18 protein-coding genes and 2 pseudogenes are annotated in these 23,254 nt (G+C 62.8%); 4 read left to right on the top strand and 16 right to left on the bottom strand.

Going from position 1 to position 23,254, the window contains the following annotated elements; genetic code table 11:
- Window positions 1-34: 34 nt before the first annotated feature.
- The gene (locus ACP7CJ_RS22165; protein WP_321847497.1) at window positions 35-1,012 is read right to left on the bottom strand and encodes a thiamine pyrophosphate-dependent dehydrogenase E1 component subunit alpha; all 978 of its coding nucleotides are present in this window, start codon (window positions 1,010-1,012) and stop codon (window positions 35-37) included.
- Between the two features lie 309 nt (window positions 1,013-1,321).
- Here ACP7CJ_RS22165 and ACP7CJ_RS22160 point away from each other — a divergent pair, with 309 nt between their 5' ends.
- Window positions 1,322-3,190, top strand: a complete 1,869-nt coding sequence (locus ACP7CJ_RS22160) for a sigma-54-dependent Fis family transcriptional regulator (protein WP_426102002.1) — start codon at window positions 1,322-1,324, stop codon at window positions 3,188-3,190.
- A gap of 67 nt (window positions 3,191-3,257) precedes the next feature.
- Here the strand turns inward: ACP7CJ_RS22160 and ACP7CJ_RS22155 are convergent, their stop codons facing one another.
- Window positions 3,258-4,052, bottom strand: a complete 795-nt coding sequence (locus ACP7CJ_RS22155) for an acetoin reductase (protein ID WP_426102000.1) — start codon at window positions 4,050-4,052, stop codon at window positions 3,258-3,260.
- 181 nt (window positions 4,053-4,233) lie between these two features.
- Here ACP7CJ_RS22155 and ACP7CJ_RS22150 point away from each other — a divergent pair, with 181 nt between their 5' ends.
- Window positions 4,234-6,384, top strand: a complete 2,151-nt coding sequence (locus ACP7CJ_RS22150; protein ID WP_426101998.1) for a TonB-dependent siderophore receptor — start codon at window positions 4,234-4,236, stop codon at window positions 6,382-6,384.
- On the opposite strand, the pseudogene ACP7CJ_RS22145 reads toward ACP7CJ_RS22150, so the two are convergent.
- Window positions 6,374-7,506: pseudogene (locus ACP7CJ_RS22145) on the bottom strand (MFS transporter). The gene ACP7CJ_RS22150 and the pseudogene ACP7CJ_RS22145 overlap by 11 nt on opposite strands.
- A 99-nt stretch (window positions 7,507-7,605) precedes the next feature.
- On the opposite strand from ACP7CJ_RS22145, the gene ACP7CJ_RS22140 reads away from it, so the two are divergent.
- The gene (locus ACP7CJ_RS22140; RefSeq protein ID WP_276197767.1) at window positions 7,606-8,376 is read left to right on the top strand and encodes an AraC family transcriptional regulator; all 771 of its coding nucleotides are present in this window, start codon (window positions 7,606-7,608) and stop codon (window positions 8,374-8,376) included.
- Between the two features lie 4 nt (window positions 8,377-8,380).
- On the opposite strand, the gene ACP7CJ_RS22135 is transcribed toward ACP7CJ_RS22140, so the two are convergent.
- Window positions 8,381-8,818: a carboxymuconolactone decarboxylase family protein gene (locus ACP7CJ_RS22135; RefSeq protein WP_276197766.1), complete on the bottom strand. Its 438-nt coding sequence runs from the start codon at window positions 8,816-8,818 to the stop codon at window positions 8,381-8,383.
- Window positions 8,819-8,924: 106 nt separating this feature from the next.
- Window positions 8,925-9,395 carry an Lrp/AsnC family transcriptional regulator gene (locus tag ACP7CJ_RS22130; RefSeq protein WP_247403316.1) on the bottom strand — a complete coding sequence of 157 codons (471 nt, stop codon included), beginning with the start codon at window positions 9,393-9,395 and terminating at the stop codon, window positions 8,925-8,927.
- Window positions 9,396-9,518: 123 nt separating this feature from the next.
- Between ACP7CJ_RS22130 and ACP7CJ_RS22125 the strand changes: the two genes are divergently transcribed.
- Window positions 9,519-10,763 (top strand): methionine gamma-lyase, encoded by a 1,245-nt coding sequence (locus tag ACP7CJ_RS22125; protein ID WP_426101996.1) that lies wholly within the window; start codon window positions 9,519-9,521, stop codon window positions 10,761-10,763.
- 3 nt (window positions 10,764-10,766) lie between these two features.
- Here the strand turns inward: ACP7CJ_RS22125 and ACP7CJ_RS22120 are convergent, their stop codons facing one another.
- The 11 genes and pseudogenes from ACP7CJ_RS22120 to ACP7CJ_RS22070 all read right to left on the bottom strand — a co-directional run.
- Window positions 10,767-11,879: an OmpA family protein gene (locus ACP7CJ_RS22120; RefSeq protein ID WP_426101994.1), complete on the bottom strand. Its 1,113-nt coding sequence runs from the start codon at window positions 11,877-11,879 to the stop codon at window positions 10,767-10,769.
- Between the two features lie 23 nt (window positions 11,880-11,902).
- A complete protein-coding gene (gene tssE / locus ACP7CJ_RS22115) occupies window positions 11,903-12,343 on the bottom strand; it encodes a type VI secretion system baseplate subunit TssE (protein WP_247403325.1) in 441 nt (146 codons plus the stop codon).
- A 3-nt stretch (window positions 12,344-12,346) separates the two neighbouring features.
- Window positions 12,347-12,883: a type VI secretion system lipoprotein TssJ gene (tssJ, locus tag ACP7CJ_RS22110; protein WP_426101992.1), complete on the bottom strand. Its 537-nt coding sequence runs from the start codon at window positions 12,881-12,883 to the stop codon at window positions 12,347-12,349.
- A complete protein-coding gene (gene tssG, locus ACP7CJ_RS22105) occupies window positions 12,864-13,961 on the bottom strand; it encodes a type VI secretion system baseplate subunit TssG (protein ID WP_426101990.1) in 1,098 nt (365 codons plus the stop codon). The genes tssJ and tssG overlap by 20 nt, the downstream gene beginning before the upstream one ends.
- On the bottom strand, window positions 13,925-15,694 hold the full coding sequence (tssF, locus tag ACP7CJ_RS22100) for a type VI secretion system baseplate subunit TssF (RefSeq protein WP_426101988.1): 1,770 nt from the start codon (window positions 15,692-15,694) through the stop codon (window positions 13,925-13,927). The genes tssG and tssF overlap by 37 nt, the downstream gene beginning before the upstream one ends.
- Window positions 15,695-15,718: 24 nt before the next feature.
- Window positions 15,719-17,305, bottom strand: a complete 1,587-nt coding sequence (tssA, locus tag ACP7CJ_RS22095) for a type VI secretion system protein TssA (RefSeq protein ID WP_426101986.1) — start codon at window positions 17,303-17,305, stop codon at window positions 15,719-15,721.
- Entirely contained in the window at window positions 17,302-20,616 is a 3,315-nt protein-coding gene (locus tag ACP7CJ_RS22090) for an ImcF-related family protein (RefSeq protein ID WP_426101984.1), read from the bottom strand. Before ACP7CJ_RS22090 ends, tssA begins: the two co-directional genes overlap by 4 nt.
- 34 nt (window positions 20,617-20,650) lie before the next feature.
- Window positions 20,651-21,784, bottom strand: coding sequence for a hypothetical protein (locus tag ACP7CJ_RS22085; RefSeq protein ID WP_426101982.1), 1,134 nt, complete (start codon window positions 21,782-21,784; stop codon window positions 20,651-20,653).
- Window positions 21,781-22,038 carry a PAAR domain-containing protein gene (locus tag ACP7CJ_RS22080; RefSeq protein ID WP_247400365.1) on the bottom strand — a complete coding sequence of 86 codons (258 nt, stop codon included), beginning with the start codon at window positions 22,036-22,038 and terminating at the stop codon, window positions 21,781-21,783. The genes ACP7CJ_RS22085 and ACP7CJ_RS22080 overlap by 4 nt, the downstream gene beginning before the upstream one ends.
- Before the next feature lie 28 nt (window positions 22,039-22,066).
- Window positions 22,067-22,561, bottom strand: a complete 495-nt coding sequence (locus tag ACP7CJ_RS22075) for a DUF3304 domain-containing protein (protein ID WP_426102074.1) — start codon at window positions 22,559-22,561, stop codon at window positions 22,067-22,069.
- A 64-nt stretch (window positions 22,562-22,625) separates the two neighbouring features.
- Window positions 22,626-23,254 (bottom strand): annotated as a pseudogene (locus ACP7CJ_RS22070) (T6SS phospholipase effector Tle1-like catalytic domain-containing protein); the annotation flags it as partial.

Genomic DNA, 23,254 nt, shown 5'->3' with positions numbered 1-23,254 from the left:
ATTCTCCACGGATTGTTTTTGTAGTGGGTGGCGATTAGCGGTAAGCAACATAGACATCGCTGAGCAGATCGGAGGCCTGGGGCTTGGGATCGGACTTGGCCAGGCGCACGGCGTCTTCGATCAGTTGCGCGACCTCCGCGTCGACGCGCTCGAACTGCGCGGCATCGAGCCAGCCTTCGGCGTTGCAGCGTTGGCGAAACAGCACCAGGCAATCGTGGGATTCGCGCAGGTTTTTCACTTCATCGGGGCCGCGATAGGTTTGCGCATCGCCTTCGAAGTGGCCGTAGAAGCGGCTCAACTTGACCTCCACCAGCGTCGGCCCCTGGCCGCTGCGCGCACGTTCCACGGCCACCCCAAGGGCCGCGTGTACGGCGAAGAAGTCATTGCCATCGACGATCACCCCCGGCATGCCAAAACCCACGGCGCGCTCGGCGATGTCCTTGCACGCGACCGACCAGCCCGAGCCGGTGGCTTCGGCGTAGCCGTTGTTTTCCGCGACGAACAAACACGGCAGTTTCATGATCGCGGCCAGGTTCATTGCCTCGAACACCGCGCCCTCGTTGGAGCCGCCGTCGCCGAAAAACGCCACGGCCACGCCCTGGCTGCCCTTGAGCTTGGACGCCAGCGCCGCCCCGGCCGCCAAGGGCGCACCGGCACCGACGATACCGTTGGCGCCGAGCATGCCTTTCTCCTGGTCGGCAATGTGCATGGAGCCGCCCTTACCGCCGCACACCCCGGTTTTCTTGCCGTAGATCTCGGCCATCATGCCGAACACGTCCACGCCCTTGGCGATGCAATGGCCGTGGCCACGGTGGTTGGAGGCGATGCAGTCTTCATCGTTGAGGTGGGCCATGACCCCGGCGGCGCTGGCTTCCTGGCCGGCATACAGGTGGACGAAACCTGGGATCTCGCCGGTGGCGAATTCCACGTGCAGGCGCTCTTCGAAATCGCGAATAGTGCGCATCACGGTGTAGGCATGAAGCAATTGATCAGTGGACAGGTGAGTGGACATCTTGTTGTTCTCCAGGTTGTCTCGACACACAAAAGACTGGCTGCGGCCAGTTACAAAGCCATCAGCACAGCCTGTGCCAACACCTCGATAAACCTGGCAAAGGCTTGATCCAGAGCAGCGCCGTGCGGTTGTGCGGCGACGACCGCCAACCGCAGAATGAGACGCGCCATTGCAACCTGCCCGTGGCGTCTGCAGCCGAATGAGACGCTGCGTCTCACGCGGGGCAGTTGGTCAGGCCGCCCTTGTCCCTGTGCGCGCATGCGCGCTTAATGGCGGGCATAACAACAAAGATCGAGAACCGGAGGCCTTATGCTCGCCGCGAACTCCAAGGACCATGTCGACTGCGTCAGTCGTGTGGTACGCAATGCCGATCGCCTGCCTCAGGCGCCGGTGCCGTCGCTGATTTTCGATTCGTGGCGACGCTCCATGGAGCAACACCACCTCGACCCTGGCTCGCTGCAAGGGCCACGCATTCTCAGTGAGCCACTGCTCAAGGAATGCCGTGAACGCGCCGAGCTGTTCATGCGCATCGCCAGCGAAGAAGTCGGTCAACTGCACCACCGCGTGCGCCACGCCGACTACTGCGTGATGCTCACCGACGCGCAGGGCCAGACCATCGACCACCGCGTGGACACCGCGATTCGTAACGATTGCCGCAAGGCCGGCCTGTACTTGGGCACCTGCTGGTCGGAAGCCGAAGAAGGCACCTGCGGCGTGGCCACGGTACTCACCAGCAAGGCTGCGGTGACGGTACATAAGCGCGATCACTTTCGCGCCGCGTTTATCGGGCTGACCTGCTCCGCCGCCCCCATCTTCGACCCTCAGGGCAACCTGCTGGGGGTGATGGACGCCTCGGCGCTCAAATCCCCGGATGACCGACGCAGCCAGCACCTGGTGCGACAGATGGTGGCGCAGAGCGCACAAGCCATCGAAAATGCCTTCTTCATGCACAGCGCCCGTCAGCACTGGGTGCTCCAGGCGCACAGCACACCCGGCTATGTCGACAGCCAGCCCGACCTGTTGCTGGCCTGGGACCAGGACGGTCACCTGCATGCCTTGAACAGCAAGGCGCGCCAGGCCCTGCGCCGGCGCTTTGGCCAGGTGCCGGTACATATCAGCGAGGTGTTCGACCTGGATGCGTTGCGTGCGGTGAGCAATCAATCGGCGCAACAACTGCACTGGCTCGGCGAACCCGGCGCGTTGCATGTGCGGGTCAGCGCGCCGCACCGCAAACCGGCGCGTCCCGCTAAGACGGCAAACAACCAGGTCGACCCACGGGTGGAAGAACACCTGCGCCTGGCCGTGCGGGTCAAGGACCGCAACCTGCCAGTGCTGGTGCAGGGTGAAACCGGTGCCGGCAAGGAAGTGTTTGCGCGCCAACTGCATGAGCGCAGCGCCCGTCGCGGCGGGCCGTTCGTGGCGGTGAACTGTGCGGCGATCCCGGAAAACCTGATCGAAAGCGAGCTGTTCGGCTATGTCGCCGGAGCCTTCACCGGCGCGTCGAGCAAGGGCATGACCGGGCTGTTGTCGCAGGCCGATGGCGGCACGTTGTTTCTCGATGAAATCGGCGATATGCCGCTGGCCCTGCAGACGCGTTTGCTGCGGGTCTTGGCCGAAGGTGAAGTGGCCCCGCTGGGCGCGGCGAAAACCCGTGCGGTGGATATCCAGGTGATCTGCGCCAGCCACCGCGACCTGGCGGCGCTGGTCAGCGAGGGACGCTTTCGCGAGGACCTGTACTTTCGCCTGGGCTGCGCGCGGTTCTGCCTGCCGCCCTTGCGCGAGCGCAGCGACAAGCTGGCATTGATCAATCGGCTGGTGGAACAGGAGGCGCACCACAGCGGGATTGCCGTGGGTATCGGGCCTGCCGCGCTGGAGCTACTGCTGGGGTATGCCTGGCCGGGCAACGTGCGCCAACTGCGCCATGTGCTGGCGTATGCCTGTGCGGTGTGCGACGGCGGCATCATCCAGTTGGCGGACTTGCCCGTGGAGGTGCGCGGCGAGCAGATCGAGGCCGACGTGCAAGAGCGTGTCAGCCCGGAACGCCAGGTGGTGCTGGATGCGCTGATCCGGCATCGCTGGAAGCCGTTGCCGACGGCCCAGGCGCTGGGGATTTCGCGGGCGACCTTGTATCGCCGGGTCAACCAGTTGGGCATCGACATGCCGGGCAAACATATCTGACACAGCACGGTCAAACATGTGGGAGCGGGCAAGCCCACTCCCACCTTTGAACCGCGTGCTTTCAGGGCTATCGGTACACAATCCCACCATCGATCAACGGCGATTGCCCGGTCATATAGTCCGCATCCGGCCCCGCCAGGTAAGACACCAGCCCCGCTACATCCTCCGGCGTTTCAGCGCGGCCCAGGGCAATCCCGTCGACGTACTTCTTGTAGGTCGCGCCGACTTCGGCGCCGGTAATCTCGGCCATGCGCTTGTCGATCTCGACCCACATATCGGTGCCGACCACGCCTGGGCAATAGGCATTGACGGTGATCCCGGCGCTCGCCAGTTCCTTGGCCGCCGCCTGGGTCAGGGCGCGCACCGCGAACTTGGTCGCCGAGTACACGCCCAGCAGCGCAAAGCCTTCATGCCCGGCAATCGAGCAGGCGTTGATGATCTTGCCCTTCTGCTTGAGCGCCTTGAACTTCTTGCCGGCGGCCTGGATGCCCCACAACACGCCCTGCACGTTGATGCCGAGGGTGCGTTCGACCTGCTCCGGGGTGACCTCCAGCAGTGAATCGATCTGCGCCACCCCAGCGTTGTTGACGATGATGTCGAAGCCACCGAGGGTCTGGTACGCGTGCTCGACGGCAGCCACTACCTGTTCGCGTTTGGAGACGTCGGCGATGAACACCGACGCCTTGCGCCCTGCCGCGACGATTTCAGCGGCCACGGCTTCGAGCTTGGCGCCATTGATGTCCACCAGCGCGATATCAGCGCCGTCCCCTGCCAGGCGCAGGGCGATGGCCCGGCCGATGCCCTGCCCGGCGCCGGTCACCAGCGCTACTTTTCCAGCGATAACGTTTCCAGCGGTACTCATGACGACCTCCTGCAACAATGAGAGAAGCCTCGTCTATCGCAGATGCCTACCTGGCCTGTCGAGACGCGAGTGGATCGGCGTACACGCTGAGACGGGCCGTCTCAACGCGCGAATCCTTGTAAATGCACGCACTTATGCCTAGTTTATGCGCCCCCCGTCCTGCGCTTTAAGGCCTTGCCCCATGGTTTTGCGTTTCCGTCCCGTCGTCACTTCACGTTTCGCCCTCGGCCTGCTGCTCAGCGGTGGCATCGGCAGCAGTCTGGCTGCGGAAATTGAACTGCCGGCGGTGCAGGTCCAGGGCCAGGATGAGTCCGGTTATCGCAGTGACACCGCCTCGGTCGGCGGCTTCAATGAAGCGCCGTTGCTGGACACCCCCGCCTCGATCAGCGTGATCAACGCCGCCCTGATCAAGGACCAGCAAGCCCGCCTGCTCAGCGAAGTGCTGCGCAACGACGCCTCGGTAGGCGACAGCTATGCGCCGATCGGCTACTACGAAAACTTCGTGGTGCGCGGCTTCTCGCTGAACGCCGCGAGCAGCTACAAGATCAACGGCCGCACCATCACCGGCGAGCAGAACGTCGCCCTGGAAAACAAACAACAGGTGGAAGTGCTCAAGGGCCTGGCCGGCCTGCAAAGTGGGATTTCCGAGCCCAGCGGCGTGATCAACTACGTGACCAAGCGCCCGCAAGACGTGCGTTCGGTGACGGTGTCCAGCGACGACCGCGGCAGCGGCTATATCGCCACCGACGTCGGCGGCTGGTTCGGCAGCGAGCAGCAGTTCGGCCTACGCGCCAACGTGGCCCATGAAGACCTCAACTCCTACGTGGAGCACGCCAATGGCCAGCGCGACTTCCTGTCACTGGCGTTCGACTGGAACATCAGCCCCGACGCGGTGCTGCAACTGGATGCGGAATACCAGAACAAACAACAGCGCTCAGTGCCGGGCTACCAACTGCTGGGCGGCAGTGAAGTGCCCCACGATGCATCGCCGAAAAAGCTGCTGGGCCATCAAAGCGGTTCCAAGCAGGTCGGTATCGATTCGCTGAACCTCAACGGCACGTTCGAATACCGCTTCAGTGACCAGTGGAAAGGCAGTTTCAGCGCGGCGCGCAGCAAGGTGGTGATCGATGACTACAGTTCGTTCGCCTGGGGCTGTTTCTACGTGGGCACTTGCAACGCCAACACCTTCAGCCCCGAGGGTGACTACGATATCTACGACTACCGCAGCCCCGACGACACACGCCGCGACGATGACGTGCAGGCGGCCATGACCGGGCTGTTCGACACCGTCGGCCTGGGCCATGAACTGACCTTCGGCACCAGCGCATTTCGCCGGGTGATCGACAAGCGCGAGGCGGTCAACGCGTACATCGGCAGCGGCAATATCAACGAGGACGCGCCGACGTTTGCGCCGACCAACGTGCCGTTGAACGACAGCCATCGCAACCTCGACAGTCGCCAGTACGGCGTGTTCGTCACCGACCGCATCCGCTTCAACGAGCAGTGGCAAACCATCCTCGGCGGTCGCGAAGTGCGCCTCGATGAAAAAGCCTTTGACAGCAATGGCGACCCGGCGCGCCATACCCAGCAGTACGTGTTCCTGCCCCAGGCATCGCTGATCTATAAGCCGATTGAAAACATCTCGCTGTACACCAGCTACAGCAAGGGCCTGTCCCTGGGCGGCACCGCGCCGTGGTTCGCGAGCAACCCGAACGAAACCCTGGCCCCGACCGTGTCACGGCAACTCGAAGCCGGCGTGAAGTACGACTGGCGCCGCATCAGCTTCGCCGCCGCTGTCTTCCAGACGCGCCAGGCCTACCAGTATGCCAAGCCGGATGGCGCTGGAAACTTCACCTACGTGCAACAAGGCGAACAGAAAAACACTGGGCTGGAACTGTCGGCCAACGGCTGGGCCACCGACCGCCTGCAGATCGCCACCAGCGTCGCGGCGATTCGCGCGCGGGTCAGCGGCAGCGGCACGCCGGACTACGAAGGCCACCAGGCAATCAACGTGCCCAAGCTGCGCGCCAGTGTCTACGCCGACTACGCGCTGCCGTGGGTCAACGGCCTGGCGGTCCTGGGTGGCGTGCAATACAGCGCCAAGAAGTACGCCAACCGCAGCGGCAACGTCGAGGTCGGGGACTACGCCGTGGTCAACGTCGGCAGCCGCTACACCACCAAAATCGATGGCTATGAGACGGTGTTTCGCCTGAGCGTCGACAACCTGTTCGACAAGCGCTATTGGCGCGACGCAGGCGAGTACATGGGCGATGATTACCTGTTCCAGGGCGCGCCGCTGACGGCGCGCCTGAGTGCTTCGGTCAACTTCTGAGCCCACGCGGCACTGCCAGCCACAGCGCCGCGAGACCGCAGGTCAACAGGCTCCAACCGAGGTCTTGCAGCCAGGCGACCAGGCTTAGCCCGGCGCCAATGACCAGGTAGTACAGCAAACCGAACAGCGCGGCAGCCGTGCCCAGGCGGTCGTGGTAGGCAGTCAGCGCCGCCCCCAGCACATTGGGAATTGCCATGCCGAATGCGAGCACCACCAGCAGCATCGGCCAGACGAACAGCCAACTGCCTTGCAGCATCAACACCAGTAGGCCACCCAGTAGCGCGATGCCGGCGGCGGTGAACACCAACTGCTCACCGTGCATCCCGCGCTTGAGCAACCGCTTGTTCAGCCACGCCCCCACAACCCAGAGCCCAGCGCCAGCAGCACCCCGCTGTAACCGAACGCGGCGGCGGACAGACCCAGGCGCTCGAACACAAACGGCCCCACGGCGTAATAGCTGAACAATGCAATATTGAAGGCGCCCACCAACCCCACCGCACGCCATAGCCCGGTGTACGTGAGCATCAGGCCCAGGGTCTGGCGCAGCGAAGCCGTGGGCAACGCTGCCGGACGTGTCTCGGGCAAGGCGCACAGGCACCAGCCCCATAACACCAACGCCAGCAGCAATAACCCGGCAAGCATGCCGCGATAGCCGAAGTGCTGCACCAAGGTTGCACCGCTGAACAGGCCCAGCGCCGGGCTGACGGCCAGCGCGATGCCCATCACGGAAAACACCTGGGCCAATTCGGCGCCCTGGAAGCGATCACGCAACAACGTCTGCGTGACCACCGAACCTACCGCCGCGCCAAACGCCGCCAAGGCCTGGGCCAGCAGCAGGCCATTGAAGGTACTCACACCCAAGGCCAGCACCGAGGCGCCGGCATACATCGACAGCCCCGCCAACATGACGGGACGCCGCCCCCAGCGATCACACAAGCGGCCCCACACCACCACGCCGAACGCGAACGCCAGGAAGTACACCGACAGGCTCTGCCCGGCCCGTTCCGGCCCGACCGCAAAGGCCTGGCCTATATCACCCAGGGCCGGGCTGTAAAGGGTTTGGGCCAGTTGCGGGAACATCAGCAAAGCCACGGCCAGCACCAACAGGTTTGTACTTTTCACCGACAGCTCCTTCCCCGAAAAACAACGCAAGGAGTGTAAGGACTGGCCGCTGGGGTATTATCCAAACTTCGACAGCTTATCCATCAAATCGGACAATCTATGGCCTGGCTCGCCGCCGACACGTCTTTCGATCCCGACCGCCTGCCGGCACCGGTCATCGGCATCGCTGCCCAGCTCGGCGACCACGATTCCGGCCTGCACCGGCACCGACGCGGGCAACTGCTGTTTACCCAGCAGGGCTGCAGCCGCATTACCCTGGACAACCAGCTGTGCCTGCTACCGCCCACCCGCGCCGCGTGGATTCCCTGCGGCGTGCCCCATCGCGCACAGATGCATAACACCGTCGACTACCGTTCGGTCTACATGAGCCCGGCCCTGGCGGATCAATTGCCGCAACACGTGCGGGTGATCGAGGTGAGTGCCTTGCTGCGCGCGGTGCTGGAACCGATGGCGATGGCGCCCTTCGACAGCGATTGGCAAACCGGTCGTTACGCCCATCTGTTGGCGCTGTGTCTGGACGAAATCCAGGCAGCCGCCGAGCAACCGATGCTGCTGCCCTTACCCCGGGACAAACGCCTGGCACCGTTGCTGGCCCATCTGGACTGCTTGCCGCCAACGCTGCAAAACCTGGAAACACAACTGGGCGCCAGCGCCAAGACCATCGGCCGCATCTTCCGGCGGGAAACCGGCCTGGGGTATCAACAATGGCGCCAACAGTGGCGGCTGATGCGGCTGATCGAATTGCTCGCCAGCGGGCGCAACCTGGGCTATTGCGCGTTCGAGCTGGGCTTTGCCAGTGACAGCGCCTTGATCGCCTTCTTCAAGGGCATGACCGGCACCACGCCACGCGGTTATTTCAAGGCCGACTGAAGGCTTACGTGGGCATCTTGCGAAAGCCCACCGCCAGGCGGTTCCAGCTGTTGATGGTGGCGATAGCCACACTCAGATCGAACTGTTCCTGGGCGCTGAACTCGGCGGCGAGTAGGTTGTAGTCTTCATCTGCGGCGTGGGTCTGGCTGACCAGGGTCAGGCTTTCGGCCCAGGCCAGCGCGGCGCGTTCACGCGGGGTGAAGAACGGCGTTTCACGCCAGGCCGACAGGGTGTAGAGGCGGCGCTCGGTTTCACCGCCCTTGCGCGCATCGGCGGTGTGCATGTCGAGGCAGAAGGCGCAGCCGTTGATTTGCGACACGCGCAGGCGCACCAGTTCCAGCAGCGGCAGTTCGATGGACAATTTGCCCACAGCCGTTTCCAGGGCGCGCATGGCGTTCATGCCATCCGGGGAGGCGGTGTAGAAATCGATACGGGGTTGCATGGTAGAGCTCCGGAACACTGGGAATGGGTGGCCAGGTTAGTCAGCGGAGCGCTCAGGAGAAATAGCCAATTTCGGCAAAGATCAGGTAGCCAATGTGCGCATGGGCTCAGCCCGGCAACGGAATCACGCGCAACGGCCGCACCGACTTGTAGGAAAAGCTCGAGTAAATCTCTTTGACGCACGGCAACGTCTGCAACACCTCGCGCGCGAATTCGCCAAACGACTCCAGGTCCTTCGCCACCACCTCCAGCAGGAAGTCATAGCGCCCCGAGACGTTATGGCAGGCCACGATTTGCGGAATGTCCAACAAGCGCTGCTCGAACGCCCGCGCGACCTCCTGGGTGTGGCTCTCCATCATGATGCTGACAAACGCCGTCACCCCATACCCGAGTGCCTTGGGCGATAGGATCGCCTGGTAACCGCTGATCACCCCGCTTTCTTCCAGGTTCCTGACCCGCCGCCAGCAGGGTGAGGTGGTCAGGGATACGCGCTCGGCGAGTTCGGCCACGGTCAAGCGGGCGTTGCCTTGCAGCGCGTTTAAAAGGGCCTTGTCGGTGCGATCCAGGCTGACGGGCATAACGTGCCTCTAATCATTATTTTTAGGGAGGTTTCATCCCATAACGCGGGTTTTGTCAGCAAATATTGCAAAGTTCAGCTGTGGTTATGAGCATAGCATTGTAGGAAATAAGGAGTGTCCGACATGAACAATAAACACAATGCATTCGGCTTTTCCACCCGCGCCATCCACCACGGTTATGACCCCAAGGACCACCACGGCGCCCTCGTACCGCCGATCTACCTCTGCGCCACGTTCGCCTTCCCCACCGCCGAATACGGCGCCGCGTGTTTTGCCGGTGAACAAAGCGGGCACTTCTACACGCGTATTTCCAACCCAACCCTGGCCCTGCTGGAAGCGCGCATGGCCAGCCTGGAAAACGGCGAGGCGGCCGTCGCCTTCAGCTCCGGCATGGGCGCGATTGCCGCCACCTTCTGGACCCTGCTGCGCCCCGGCGATGAGGTGATCGTCAGCCAGACGCTCTACGGCTGCACCTTCGCGCTGCTGCACCATGGCATCGCCGAATTCGGCATCAAGGTGCGCCATGTCGACCTCACCGACCTGGACGCGTTGCACGCCGCGCTGTCCCCGGCCACGCGCATGATCTACTGCGAAACCCCGGCCAACCCCACCCTGCAACTGGTCGATATCGCCGCCGTGGCGGCGCTTGCGCACCAGCAGCCCAACGTCATCGTGGTGGTCGACAACACCTACTGCACGCCCTACCTACAACGGCCGCTGGACCTGGGCGCCGATGTGGTCGTGCATTCAGCCACCAAGTACCTCAGCGGGCATGGCGACATCACCGCCGGCATTGCGTTGAGCAACCAGGCACTGGCGCAGCGCATTCGCCTGCAAGGGCTCAAAGACCTCACCGGCGCGGTCATGTCGCCGCAGGACGCGTCGCTGCTGATGCGCGGCCTCAAGACCCTGGCGCTGCGCATGGACCGCCATTGCAGCAACGCCCAGGCGGTGGCCGAAGCCTTGCAGGCGCACCCGGCGGTGGAACGCGTGACGTACCCGGGGCTGCGCTCATTCCCCCAGTACGAACTGGCGGCGCGGCAAATGCGCATGTCCGGCGGGATGATTGCCTTCGAGCTCAAAGGCGGGATCGCGGCCGGCCGGCGCTTCATGAACGCGCTCAAGCTGTTCAGCCGCGCAGTCAGCCTGGGCGATGCCGAATCCCTGGCCCAACACCCGGCGAGCATGACCCACTCCACCTACACCCCGCAGGAGCGGGCAGCGCACGGGATCAGCGAAGGGTTGGTACGTTTGTCGGTCGGGCTGGAGGACATCGCCGACCTGCTGGCGGACGTGCAGCAGGCGTTGGCCAAGTGCACGCGGGCTGCACCGCGTCCGGCGCAGGTGGTTGAGCATGCGATGAAATAGCCCTCAGTCCACTGCCACGGAGGCCTCGCCGCAGGCCCCCGTTTGTGGCACCAAGTGAATATCCACACGACGGTTCGCGGCGCGTCCAGCTTCGGTTTCATTGCTGGCAATCGGCTGACTGGCCGCGAAGCCTTGGACGGCAAAGCAACTGTCGGCAATGTCGCCCATGCGCTGCATCCAGTCGCGCACGGCAGCGGCGCGGGCATGGGACAGCGCCAGGTTCTGTTCGACGGAACCGGTCGCATCCGTATGCCCGGCGATCACGATCAGCCAGCCGGGCTGGGCTTTGATCTCGACCAGGGCATTGATCAGCACCTTGGCCAAGCCCGGCTTGAGCGTGGCACTGCCGGCATCGAACAGCGACAGGCTGTCCAGTCGAACCGGCTCGGACATAAGCGGTTCACTGCCCGGACCTGACAGCCACATGCGCCATCCGAACCCCGAGAGCACAACGACGATCAGCGCCCCGACCAGCCACCACAGGCCAATGCGAGACCTGCGCGGCGCCATTTTGGGGGGCGGCAGAATCACCACGGGGGTCACCAACGCCGGCGCCATCAACCTGACCGGTGCGAGCCGCGTTTCGCCCGACGCAGGGCTCTGCTCCAGGCGCTGGATCAGGCCGCCGACCTGATAACGCAGGGCTTGCAGCGATTGCAGAGGGCTGTCTAGATGAGTACGCAAAACCACCTGCAAGCGCGCCAGTTCGATGTCCAATTGAACCAACGCGGCCACACTGTAGGCGTTCACCACCACGCTGCGCAGCAGCAGTTGCAGTTGGTCGAACAACCATCCCAGCAAGTCCAGGCGCGCCGACGCCATCGGCGGCCACAGGCGCGCCCACTCGCCGCCCAGCGCCTCGATCAACGCCACACCTTGCGTGATGCCCTCCACCCCATGACGCTGGCCGCGGGCCAAGGTGTAAAAGCACGCGCTGTGCAACTCCGCGCCGTTTTGCTGGAACAGCGCAAGGCAGCCTTGCTCGACCTTGGCCCAGTCCACATCCGGGCAAGCGGGATGGCTGAGCTTGGCCAACTCATCGCGCAAAGCGTTGAACTCACTGAAACCGCGCGGATCACCGCCGACTTGAATACGCATCTCAAACAACGCCGTCATCGGGCTTCCCTTCCGTTATCGGTTCAACGCTTCGACAGGTAATGCTGTCGCTTCAAGTGCCGCACCAGCACCTTGCCCTCGGGTGTCAGGCGGGTGCCGAAGTTCACGCGCTGCCCATCCTTCAATTGCAGGTCCAAGGCATACTCCAGATGACCCGGCAGCGCCTGGGGCAGCAGTTCGATGGTGATCGCCGCCAGACGCGGTTCGTACTTGAGCAGCGTGTCGGTCATGGTGCCAATCAAGTCATGGGCCGTGGCAGGCAGCCCTTGCAGGATCAGGCCCATGTCCGGCAACCCATAATCCGGCAGATGGCTGAGCGAGCCCGCTCGGCTGTTGAGGATGCGCTGCAGGTTGTCCAGCACGGAGAGCGTGTGCTGATCCGCCTCGCTGACCCGCTGCAAGTCCAACTCACCGTCGAAATTGTGCAGCAGGCGTTCGTAGAGCGATGGGCTGTACTCGGTCATGGCTCAGTCCTTCGCCAGCGGGCGCAGGGTCAAGCGGTTATCGCCCAGTTCGATCACCCGCGCGCGATCCGGCTCGAGGTCGTCACGCGTAAGCGTCAGGCGCCAAGTGTCCTGCCGGGTATCGGGGTCGCGAAACAGCGCCACCAGCGTGACAAATTGCGCGTCCTTGTGCATCGGCACATTCAGTTGCGCGCCCTCCTCCGGTTTCACCACCACCGAGCGCTTGTCCAGCAACGCACCCGCGAGCAAGCGCTCATCATCGTCCAGCAAGCCTTCATAGGTCGCCAGCGCCGCGGCCTTGTTGTCGCGCAATTGGTAAACCCGCACCAGGGTCGGCACCGACAAGGCACGCATGTCCGTGGCATCGGTGTTCAGCGCCGTGCGCGCGCTGAAATCCAGGTGCAGGGTGTTGACCTGCTTGTAGAAGATCGCCTTGGCGGTGGATGCCGTGCCATCCGCCACGGTCTGGGCCAACCCACAACCGCCCAGCGGTAGCGTGAATGCCGCTAGCATCATGAGATTAAAAACGGTACGCGACATGCTGTGTCTCCCTGTTGCGTGGGTTAATCGAAAGGCCTTGGTAGCGACCCAGGTTGATCGTCAGGGTGGCGTGCTCGGTCGCCCGCCAGGCGGCGCCTCCCAAGCCCAGCACGCCGGTCATGCCGAGCCGAATGGCCGCCTGCCCCAACACCGGCGCAGGCAGGCTGTGCAGCGGCAGAGACAAGCGCAGTTTCGCCGTGCAACGCCACCCCAGGTACACGCGCAACAGCACCCGCAGGTCGCGCTGTAACTGGCCGTCGGGGAGCCAGCCACGGGCTTCCTGCGCGTGCTCGGTATAGAGCGTCAGGCCGAGTTGGCTGTTGGCGTCGTGGCCGACACGGCCCAGCGGCGTGCCCTGGGACAAGCTCACCGGACGTTGCCGGGAAAGGCTGGCCGGCGCCGGCAGCGCAATGGTTTGCGGCCAATGCGGGGTCACCTGCACCCGGGTGTTGGGGGCGAGCAATGTGACCAATGCGGCGATGCCTTCGGCATTACGCGTGGGCAGGCGCATCACACTGAGCAAGGCCAGAAAGCGCGAGACCGGCGTGCCGACCTGTTGCGCGGTGCCGGGAATGCCCAGGCCGATCAAGCCCAACAGGCACTGCGAGGTGGCATCGGTGCCGCCCGCTTCGAACGTCGCCGGGTAGGAGTATTTGCGCCAGATCCGGTAGAACTGGGTGAAGATCCGGTGATTGAAAATATCCAGGAAGGCTTCCAGCGCCGCATGCCCTTCCCGACGCTGCGCGATGTCGTCCAGATACACGGTCGGCATCGGCGAATCGACGCCGTACAACCCGAGCAAGCGGGTGCGCACCGTCGCCGCACGCTCCGGGTGTGCTTCATCGATTTCAATCGACTTCAACTCGCCGGCCGGAAAGCCCATGCCCGGATCGGGCCGAAAGCGCACGGCGTCATCCGCCGGGTGCGCGGTACTGCCCAAGGGTGGGTGACCGGGCAAGGCCTGTTCCAGCAACTGGCAAAAACGCTGCAGATTGGCCTCGGCCACCTGCCCTTGCAAGGCGTCCAGCAAACCGCTGGTTTTCAGCCGGGAATACGCTGACTGTGATTCTCGTTCCATCGCAGGCACTTTCCAGTAGGTTGCAGGATCAGCGTGAGCTGGGTGTACAAATGAATGTCGGCATACAAGGCGAAGAAGCGATTGAGCATCTCGCCGAACAGGCTGATGTCGCCTTCCCCTGAAAAACCATTGGCATCGAGGGTGATTTCGATATCCACCCCGCGTAGCAAAAAGCCTTTCTCGAAACGCTGGACCACGTGATGACGGACCTCGACGATCGCTGCCAGACGACGACGGTTGAGCTCGCTGCCCGTCCAGTCGTACAGAGCCAATGTGCCGCGCAACACTTCGGCGTTGTCGAGCATCGGCAGGAAGTTCGAGCCCAGGTGGCTCAGGACCCGCCAGTGAAAGCGGTCGCGGTTCGGTGGGTAGCATGGCAAGCTCGGCGCGCACAGGTTGCGCACGCGCAAACCGGTCTGGGTGGTTTGCACCAGCGTATCGAGCAACGTGCTTTGCAGCGCCTTGCGCGGCAACTGGCCGTGGGTGCCGGTCAGGCGCAACGACAGGCTTTCGCTGTTGCGCAGGCGGTCCTTATCGAAGCCGTCACCGCCCAGGATCAGCCAGGTGTCATGCAGCCCCGTGGCAGAGCGCTTTAAACGGGTATGAAAATATCGCTCGGGAGCCTCGTCGCGCAGCATGCCGCCCTTGTGGCGAAAGCTGCTGAACGGCACGTAGTCATGGCGCACGGCGTTTTTTGACGAGGTGACCTGATCGACCGAATAAATTTCGGTATGACCGTCCTGCAACCGCATTGGCCGTAGCAGGTAGTCGGTTTGTAACGGCGCCAGCGTCAGCGGGTCAGCCTCCAGCGCAAACAGATTGATCACCGGCACGGCATGCAGGCGAATGTGTTCGCTGCTCACACTGAGTTCCTTTGGCCATGCGTCACGCAGCACCACGTCCAGTTCGAACCAAGGCATATCGGCGCTGAGGCTCAAATGTTCCAGACCACAGAGGGTGACGAACATGAATTTCTCGCGAAAGGTGAAGTACTCCAGCAGCAACTGATAACCGCTGAACGCACTGTCACCCTTGGGCCACAGCCGATCTTCGTCAGCAAACCCCTTGGGCGCAAAATGGCCGTCCAATACCTGGCGCTCGTGCTGCTCCGGCAGGCGCACGTACAACGCCTGGGTGTTCAGCGTCAGCGCATGGTGCAAGGCGCTGGCCAGCGGTGCATCGGCACTCAGGTAAAGCGGCAGGCGGCTCAGCTCGATCTGGCTCCAGTCCGTCAACGCGCCGCAGGCAAAGCGCAGGCGCAACAGCGAGCGACCGTCCGGCTCGTAGGCCAGTCGCACCGACTCCAGGGCCAGCGGCTGCAACGTCAGATCCTGAGTGGTGGTGTAACGACAACGGGTGCGTTGCGGACCAATGGGTTGGGATAACACCTCGAACCCCTTGCCGACCAACTCGCTACGTTTCATCTGCGCGAGCTCAGGGACAAGCTCGACAACCGACAGCGACGGAATGGTGCGCAAATAGTGAGGCCACAACAGGCTGACCAGCCCCTCGGTCAACTCCGGTAAATCATCGTCGAGCTTCTCGCGCAGGCGTCCCATCAAGAACGCAAAGCCTTCGAACAGGCGCTCCACATAGGGGTCTTGCGCGCCCGGTTTGTCCAGGTTGAGCTGGGCCGCCCGATCCGGGAACGCTTCGGCGAATTCCTTGCCGGCTTCGCGCAGGTAACGCATTTCGGCGTCGTAGTAGCGCAGGGTTAAATTGTCCATGCTCACAGATAGATTCCTGATGAATGAGGGTTAGCCGCAGAGCACGGCGGCGCGTACCGGGTCGATGGCGACCAACGCCGCCAACAGCGCTTCGGTGCGCCGGGCGAGCGTGGGTTTGTCTGCATCGGTGCGCTGCGCTTTTTGACGCAAGAGCTTGAGCAGCCGGGCCTTGACCTCGAAATTCAGCTCCGGCTCCCAGCACGCCAGCGCGTGGTGCTGCGCGGTAGCGTCCAGTTCGGCCAATACGTGCATGGCCAAATCGCCCTTACCGTATTGCTCGGCGACACGCGCCATCAGCAGGCGCAGCAACCAGCGTTGGCGCCCGGTCTGCAGGCCCGGCCGTGCCGCCAGCCAACCGAGCGCCACGTCCACGCCCTCTCTGTCGGCCAGGGCCACCGCCTCGTCCTCCAGCGACAAGATCTCGGCATCGCTCGTGGTCAGCACCGCCTTCGGTGCCGGTAGCCATTGCTGCGTGCGGTTGCCACTGACGTGCTGGGTGATCCAGTCGCGGGTAGTCTCATCGGCGAAGGGCGTGCCGTCGTTCCAGTGCAACAGTTCCAGCCCGGGCAAGCGTTCGAGGAACATACCCAAGTCACGCTTGATGATGTCCGCCCAGCCGTCTTGTGGCGCGGGTTGTTTGCTCAGCGCCTGGTACAAGTACCACTGCAAATCCAGCCAGAAGTGGTTCACGCTCTCGGCATACATTCGTTCGACCTGATCGAGTAATTCAGTCCAGCGTTGTTGCAGGTAAAGGCGCTTGAGCTGCGCCCGATAATCACCTCGGGGAGATGCCAGCCGCGTATTGCCGCTGGCTTCCTCAGGCGGCACCTGGTGTACCGTGTCCCAGCGCAAACTTTTCATCAGCCGATGCGCCGCCAGCCAGCCCTGGGGCTGCTCGCGTAGATAGCCGGCCAACGCCCTACCGCTGTCCAGCAAGTCGCGCCCAGACTTGATGGCCGTGGCGCTCGGCGCCGCCGTCTGCACAGTCGATTCGTGACTGGCGCTGTGCTGCGGCACGAGCGCATCAACCCCTCCGGACTGCGTCAATCGAGCGGACAACGCGCCGTACAGCGCACCGAGTGCCGGGCGCTGATCTTGCGGCCAGGCCTCAAGCCCACGCTCCAGCCAGGCCAGCGCCGCCGCCGTGCGCTCGGCTTCGCTGCGCACCACTTCGGGGTACAGCGACAGACTGTCCAGCACCTTGCCGCTGGCCAGCCATTCCAGCGCCATCTTGCGGCTATTGGGCCGCGACGGCAGCACATCGGCAGCGAAACGTTCCACCAACGCGGCGAGCAAACTGAGGCCATCCGCCAACCCGGCCTCCCCGTCCTTCTGCACGCGCGCCCACAGGTAATACGTAGCGACGCGCAGGTCTTTGCAGGTGTGGATCAGCAGCTGTTCTGCCAGTTGAACCACCCGCTCGGCATCCGCACCGGAGAGCTTGTTGACCTCCTCGCGCATGCGTTGGAAGTCATCGTCATAGCCTGGGTCTTCGCCTACAGGCGAGTCTGCGCTGATCGGTTGAAGCCACGTCTGCCAGCGCTCGGCTTGGCTGCGGGCCAAGGCCAAGGGGTCGCGCTCGCCCAGACAATGGGTGATCAAGGTGTACAGGCTCATTCAAAAACCCCGCTCTGCGCATACGGCACTTGCGCGGTGCCTTGGGTGAGGAAGATCTGTGGCGGCAACGTGAAGTGACGCAGCTTGAGCAAGGCCAGAGGCCCCGCGCCCAGTTCGGTGCGCAGGTTCCACGTCAGGTTCAAACCATCAGGGGCCTTGAGGACCACGCGGTAGCGGCTGTCGCCGTCGTCCAAGGGGGTGATTCGAGCTTTTTCCAGCAAGCGGATCAGGCCCCAAGTCCCCTGGTAATCACCGAACAGGCGCTCGCCCGTATGGATGCTGGTCCAGCTCAGGCTAGCGCCGGGATGGTCACCGCGCCCAGGCCAATTGAAACGCTGCCAAAGCTCTTTCTGGTTGAAATACTGATGGTGCGCGCCATTGAGGATGAAGGTGGTTTGCACGACATCTCGCACCGGTTTGCCTTGAAGCTCGAAGCTCAAACCCATGCCGCCGTCGGTATAGATCACGTCGGCCAGATGGCTCAGTTGGTTAATCGCCGCCAGAAACTGCGGATTAATCCGCAACCCCTGGCTATGGCGCGGGTCGGCGACCCAGCGGCTGCCTTCCTTGCGCAGCACACCGCTCAGTTGGCTGCGTAAAAACTGCTCGATACGCCCGGAGTCGGCGCGAATCATCTGCCCCAGCATCGGCAACGAGGAATCGCTGGCGGTTTGCGCGAACGGATAGCGCCCAGCAAAAGCACTCTGCCAATCACCAACGATTGAGCGTTGCCACTGACTATTGAGCCCGGCAGCCGAGGGTTGCAACACCCGTTGCCACGCTTCATCTAAAGGCTGCACAAAAAGCGTATGGCCGACCCCATTCCACTCTGCTCCCAGGCTGGCCGCAATCAGGCTGCCGTAGGACTGCGTGTCTGTCAGGTCGACGCTCTTGCCTTGAAACACGGTTTGCGCCAAGGCCTGGGTCATTTCCTGCGGATCAGGCGCATTGCTGACTTGCTGTAATTTCAGGCGCAGCCTGGTGACGCGGGTCAGGAACGCCTGCAGGCTCAACCGGTCATTATCGGCCTTGCCCTCGGGGTCTTTGCCGAGCAGGCTCAATAACGGCCCGAAAGTGGCATCCAGCGGACTGAGCGGCGTTTGTGCCAGTTGATCAATCATCGGCCCATTGTCCTTGGCGATCAGCTTTTGCGCGGACTGTATCAACGAGTCGGCCAGGGCCTGGTCGCGAGTGCCAGCCTGCCCTTGATAGGCCAGCGTGTTCATCAGGGCAATCAGCGGCGATTGGCGCACATCAGTCATCAAGGTCAGTTGGTCGATCACATCGCCCAAGCTATTGGCTGGGTTCCAGCGCAGGCTGTTGAGAAAGCCCAGCCAGGCACTGGCGTAATCCTGGAAGTAACGCTCGGTAAGCCGCTCTCTGAGTTCATCCGGGGTCAGCTCAGCGGCGATATCGGTCTGGTTGTCGCTGAGCACCCAGTCGATTTCTTCGCGGCGCGCGTCGGCGATCGCATCGATGGCTTGGCGCACCTGGCCCTCCCAGGCCTGGCGGGTGAACACGCCCGGTACACTGGCTTCGGTATAGAACAGCGCCAGAACATCGGTTTCACCCACCATGTTTTGCACGCTTAGCGCTGGGTATTGATTGGCCGCTGTGTCGAGGACCTGCTGGTAAAGACTGGTTTCTGCATTGCGCTGGCCCAACAGCCCAAGCAGAACCTGTCGGGCCTGAGCAACCAGCCTCGGGTCAGCGCTGATAGCCCAGGCCGGGTGCGCCGCCAAGTGCTCGCCATAGAACTGCCACAGGTTAGGCGCCAGACTTTGCCAAAGTCCCGGCGATACACCGTCGCGCACCGGCTCGGCGTTGCGCAGAGCTTTGGTCAGGAAGGTGGCGTCGGCTTTTTGCGGGCGCGCCATCATCAGGTAAGCCTTCAGTTGCTCGTAGGCAGACTGGGCTCGCGCTGCCCGCTGCTCGCTGCCCGCAGGCAGACTGATCAACGCGTTTAGCTGTCGTCGTAAATTGGCCGCCGCCGGGTCACGGATCAGGCGGTTGTTGGCTTCGACGTAGCGTGGCCACACCGTTTCAAGCAGCGCTGGGGTTTGATTCAGGCCGAAGCGCTGGTACCACGGAGCGCCGTGTTCGGCGCGGTAATCCAGACGCGCCAGTTCGCGCATCAGATCGTTGAGTGCGCTGAGTTGCTCGTCGCTACTGCCCGTCTGCTGCAATGCCGCCAACGAACTTTGCACCTGGGCGATTTGCGCACGGGTGCTGACAAACGACAGCAACAATCCGGCGCCCCATAACGTCGCCAAACCCAGCACCAGCGCATAGCCAACGCGCGGCACGCTCCAGCCCAGCCGGCGGCCACTGGCGTTATCGCCGAGTACGCCGTGCCACACCGGGGCAGCCGACCATTCCTGTTGTTTGTCATGCGGCGAGCGCTGTACCGGCAGGCTGAACCACAACCCACGCAACGGCACACCATGAGCAAAATCGCTGCCCAGGGACGCCAGCGTATGACGCCAGCGGGCGATGCCCTCGCCCTGCAAATCCCGGGACAGGCGTAGCAGGAAGTCCTGCTTCATCACACCGTTCATCTGCGCCAAGCCCTCGCGCCGCAAAGGCTCCAGCAAGCGCGTCAGAGCGGTTTCCACTGCCGCCGCAGTGAAACGCTCGGGCAACCGGCAGCCCACCGGCTGCGCCTTGCGAGTGTCCTGCGCCCATGCACTGTCGCAGACCTGCCAGAGGTACAACGGCAACTGCCAGTGCAGGTCACGGGCAAGGCGCTGCACCTGGCGTACACCTTTGCCCATCGCGGCATCGTCGGCGGCCTGGGTTTTGTTCAGCGCCCAAACCACCCCGTCCAACGCACGCCAGCGGCTCAGCCCACTCCAGTGCTTAGGGAATGATTGATCCAGCGCGGCCTGGGCACTGCCTCCCCACAGCAGGACCGTGCCTTGGCCTTCGAGCCATTGCTGATCGGCCAGAGTGGGGGCGATGGCTTCGATTTCGGTGGGTTCGCCGATGACGAGAAGCAGGCGGATTTTGTGGCGCCAGAAGAAGCCGTAGTGCTTGCGCAGCCCTTGAATTATCTCTGCCAGGTCCGGCTGTTCATCGGGTTCGGCGGGAGGGGGCACTGGCAACAACCGGGAACCGAGCACTAACTTGCGGATGCCCTTTTGGACAATCTGCCAGACCACCAGCGCCATGCCGAACAACAATGCCCACAGCAATATGCCCTTGAGCACGACATCCCGCATCACGGCACGGCTGAGAAGCCTAGGCTCCATCAACAACCACCAGATCGCGGCCCCCGCAGCGACAAGTACCGCCAGAATCACAGCGAGCAATAACGCCGTCTTCCCAGAGGATATTTTCGGAGATTCAACTATTTGAGTCATCGGGTTCCACAACTCCAAGGGCCAGGGTGTGATGAGGGTCGTTCGCCAACCAGGCGCAAGGCACCTGATGTAGCTCGGCGTACCAGGCAGCCAGGGTTTGTACGACCATGGCCTGTAGATGCTCCAGGGCGCCGAAGTTGGCGTCTTGCACGTGCTGCTTGGTGTTCCAGCCAGCGGCAGGCAGCTCAGGCACAGTTGGCTGAGCAAACGACACGCACACGTCAGTGGGGGTGGTTAGTTCGCGCTGTTGCAGAGCACGCTTAGCGACCGTAGAGAGTTGCTCGGTATCAGCCGAAAACCATTCGCCGCGAGAAAAACGCACAGTGCCTTCCGGGCCGAATAACCAGAGCACCGCCGCCTCTCCTGCCGGCAAAGGATTTTCCTGCTGGATAGTCGAGGATTGGCAACCGGCGCAGAGGACGCAGGCCGTTGCGGGAGCGCCCTGCAATTGGTCAATAACCGAATCCAGGGTACGAATACCCTCCCAAGGTTCTGGCTGTTCAGGCAGTTGAACCGGGGGAGAACACAGCGCCATTTGTTCGGCAAATGCTTGCCATGCCGACAGCGAACCCTGCCAGTAGCAACGTAGCGGCTGCGCGACTGAGTGTTCATCACGCTGTCGGTGCCACTGTAGTGCGAGCAAAATCGCTAAATTGCGCTCACGTTCGGCGACATCATTTCCAAACACCTGAACAAGATGAATCGCTCGCCCTTCAAGCGTTGTCTGCGGCGCGGGTGGCTGGTGGTCTGAGCTGAATAGCAGTAGCCCCTGTTCCGGTGTGGTGCATGGCGCGGATACCAGCACGGACTCGACCAGGCCGACATGCTGCCGATGGCGCATCCACCACGCCTGGCTGACCTGTTCGGCTGCCTCGTGATAACGCTGTGCGTTATGCCAATTGAGGCGAAAGTACAAAACGCGCAACAGCAATGCCAACAACCAGACCAGTGATGCAAAGGCCACAGCGGTAACCGCCACATGCGGTTCAATGACCGATCGCAACACCACGCCCACACCGGCCAAAACAACCAGCAAGATCACTCCGCTGACCATCCAGCGTGAGTACACCGGGGCTGGAACCAAGGGATAAGCGGCAAACTCAGGCGCGGCATTCAATAGGCCACCTGCGTGTCCGGCATTGAGCTGACCAGCGTGCATCCGCATTTACAGCGGTGGCCATGCAGCGCCGCCGGCCGGCCGTCGATGTGCAGCAGGTCGGTGCCTTCGGCGATCTCGGTGCGACCGTGCAGGTTGCAGCGCACGGCGTCGCCCTGACAGGCCATCGGCTTACCATGACACTCGTAATGCCCCTCCAGCACTTCGCCGCCAAATTCTTCCAACGTGTCTCCTTGACGAATCACCGGCTTCATCACCGCACCTCCCGATTAAGACCGCACATTACTTCGGACATGACTGAGGCTCCGGTAAGTGCAGCGGGGTTTTGATCGGGTATTCGGGGCTGCCATAGGCGTAGCAGGAGGTGGTGACCTGGAGTTCATCGCAGGGCAGGAAATGTACGGTTAGGCCGCAGACTTTTTGGCCGGTGTAGTCGGGGATGGGGACTAGTTTGCTGTGTTGGCGTTTTTGGGCTCTTAATTTTACCGCCCAAGCTTCGTATTTGGCTTCGTCAGCAAAACCGGGGAAACCATCGGGATAGGCGACACCAGTTTCCCAATCAACACGCACCGTCATTCCCGGCTGCCAGCGCGACGGAGCGACGTAACAGCAACCTCCCCCACCCCCCTGATACGGACCGATGATGTCGATACCCGATCGACCATCGACACTAAAGCGGTTGATCGCCCAGTGAGTGTGATTAATTGCTTCAAGGGTGCTGGCATGAGCGCTCTGCACTAGCACAGCCCCAACCAGCCCGCAGAGGGCACCTATCAGTACTCGATAGGAAATAGAGTTCGACACGGGTTTTACTCCTGTTGCAGAGCATCGAAAGACGGGGTCAGGCCGGCGCATTACTCACCTCGCTGACCTTGGCGTAAAAGGCGTCCCAGTGCGCCTCGATGGCTTGCTGAGCCTCGGCCATACGTTGTGCATCCATGACAGGTGGTTGAGCGGCAACGGAAAGTCCCGAGCTTGGCAAAGGCGTGCGCCCGGCGAGCATCGTCGCTTTCACTTCAGGATTAAGCGCAAGCTCTCTTCTGCTGGCTTCGCCGAAAAACACCATGCGCTCACGGAAATAGCTGCCCATCCACTCGCGCCCCATTGAATAAAGAAACCAGGCGCGGGAATCGTGGACCTGATCATCCAGCAGCGCTCGCAACAACCCCGCAGGCTGCGAGGCGTTGCTGGTTTCGTCTACCGGACCCCGGGTATTTTCGTTTGGATGATTGTGCTGACCGGCTGGCGGCGGAAACAGCTGACTTACCCTGGCCCGACCCGATGCTTTCATCTGCCGGCACTCGACGCGTGCGTCAGCGGTGATGATGCGCAACACCGCCACGGGTGGAGCGTTAGCCGGTAATACCCGACTCAGGTTGGAGGCCAGGTGATCGGGGTCGCGGTAGGCGGCACCAAACTCCTCGGCGGCTTCGCGCAGTTGGGTTTGCCCCATGTCCGCGTCGAAATCCT

The organism is Pseudomonas sp. PSPC3-2 (assembly GCF_049897085.1).
In the GTDB taxonomy this organism is placed as follows: domain Bacteria; phylum Pseudomonadota; class Gammaproteobacteria; order Pseudomonadales; family Pseudomonadaceae; genus Aquipseudomonas; species Aquipseudomonas paraveronii.
This window is presented reverse-complemented; position numbering and strand designations above follow the sequence as displayed.

Coding starts and splice junctions, on each gene's coding strand:
- ACP7CJ_RS22165 (WP_321847497.1), bottom strand. CDS start 1,012: ATGTCCACTCACCTGTCCACTGATCAATTGCTTCATGCCTACACCGTG.
- ACP7CJ_RS22160 (WP_426102002.1), top strand. CDS start 1,322: ATGCTCGCCGCGAACTCCAAGGACCATGTCGACTGCGTCAGTCGTGTG.
- ACP7CJ_RS22155 (WP_426102000.1), bottom strand. CDS start 4,052: ATGAGTACCGCTGGAAACGTTATCGCTGGAAAAGTAGCGCTGGTGACC.
- ACP7CJ_RS22150 (WP_426101998.1), top strand. CDS start 4,234: ATGGTTTTGCGTTTCCGTCCCGTCGTCACTTCACGTTTCGCCCTCGGC.
- ACP7CJ_RS22140 (WP_276197767.1), top strand. CDS start 7,606: ATGGCCTGGCTCGCCGCCGACACGTCTTTCGATCCCGACCGCCTGCCG.
- ACP7CJ_RS22135 (WP_276197766.1), bottom strand. CDS start 8,818: ATGCAACCCCGTATCGATTTCTACACCGCCTCCCCGGATGGCATGAAC.
- ACP7CJ_RS22130 (WP_247403316.1), bottom strand. CDS start 9,395: ATGCCCGTCAGCCTGGATCGCACCGACAAGGCCCTTTTAAACGCGCTG.
- ACP7CJ_RS22125 (WP_426101996.1), top strand. CDS start 9,519: ATGAACAATAAACACAATGCATTCGGCTTTTCCACCCGCGCCATCCAC.
- ACP7CJ_RS22120 (WP_426101994.1), bottom strand. CDS start 11,879: ATGACGGCGTTGTTTGAGATGCGTATTCAAGTCGGCGGTGATCCGCGC.
- tssE (WP_247403325.1), bottom strand. CDS start 12,343: ATGACCGAGTACAGCCCATCGCTCTACGAACGCCTGCTGCACAATTTC.
- tssJ (WP_426101992.1), bottom strand. CDS start 12,883: ATGTCGCGTACCGTTTTTAATCTCATGATGCTAGCGGCATTCACGCTA.
- tssG (WP_426101990.1), bottom strand. CDS start 13,961: ATGGAACGAGAATCACAGTCAGCGTATTCCCGGCTGAAAACCAGCGGT.
- tssA (WP_426101986.1), bottom strand. CDS start 17,305: ATGAGCCTGTACACCTTGATCACCCATTGTCTGGGCGAGCGCGACCCC.
- ACP7CJ_RS22080 (WP_247400365.1), bottom strand. CDS start 22,038: ATGAAGCCGGTGATTCGTCAAGGAGACACGTTGGAAGAATTTGGCGGC.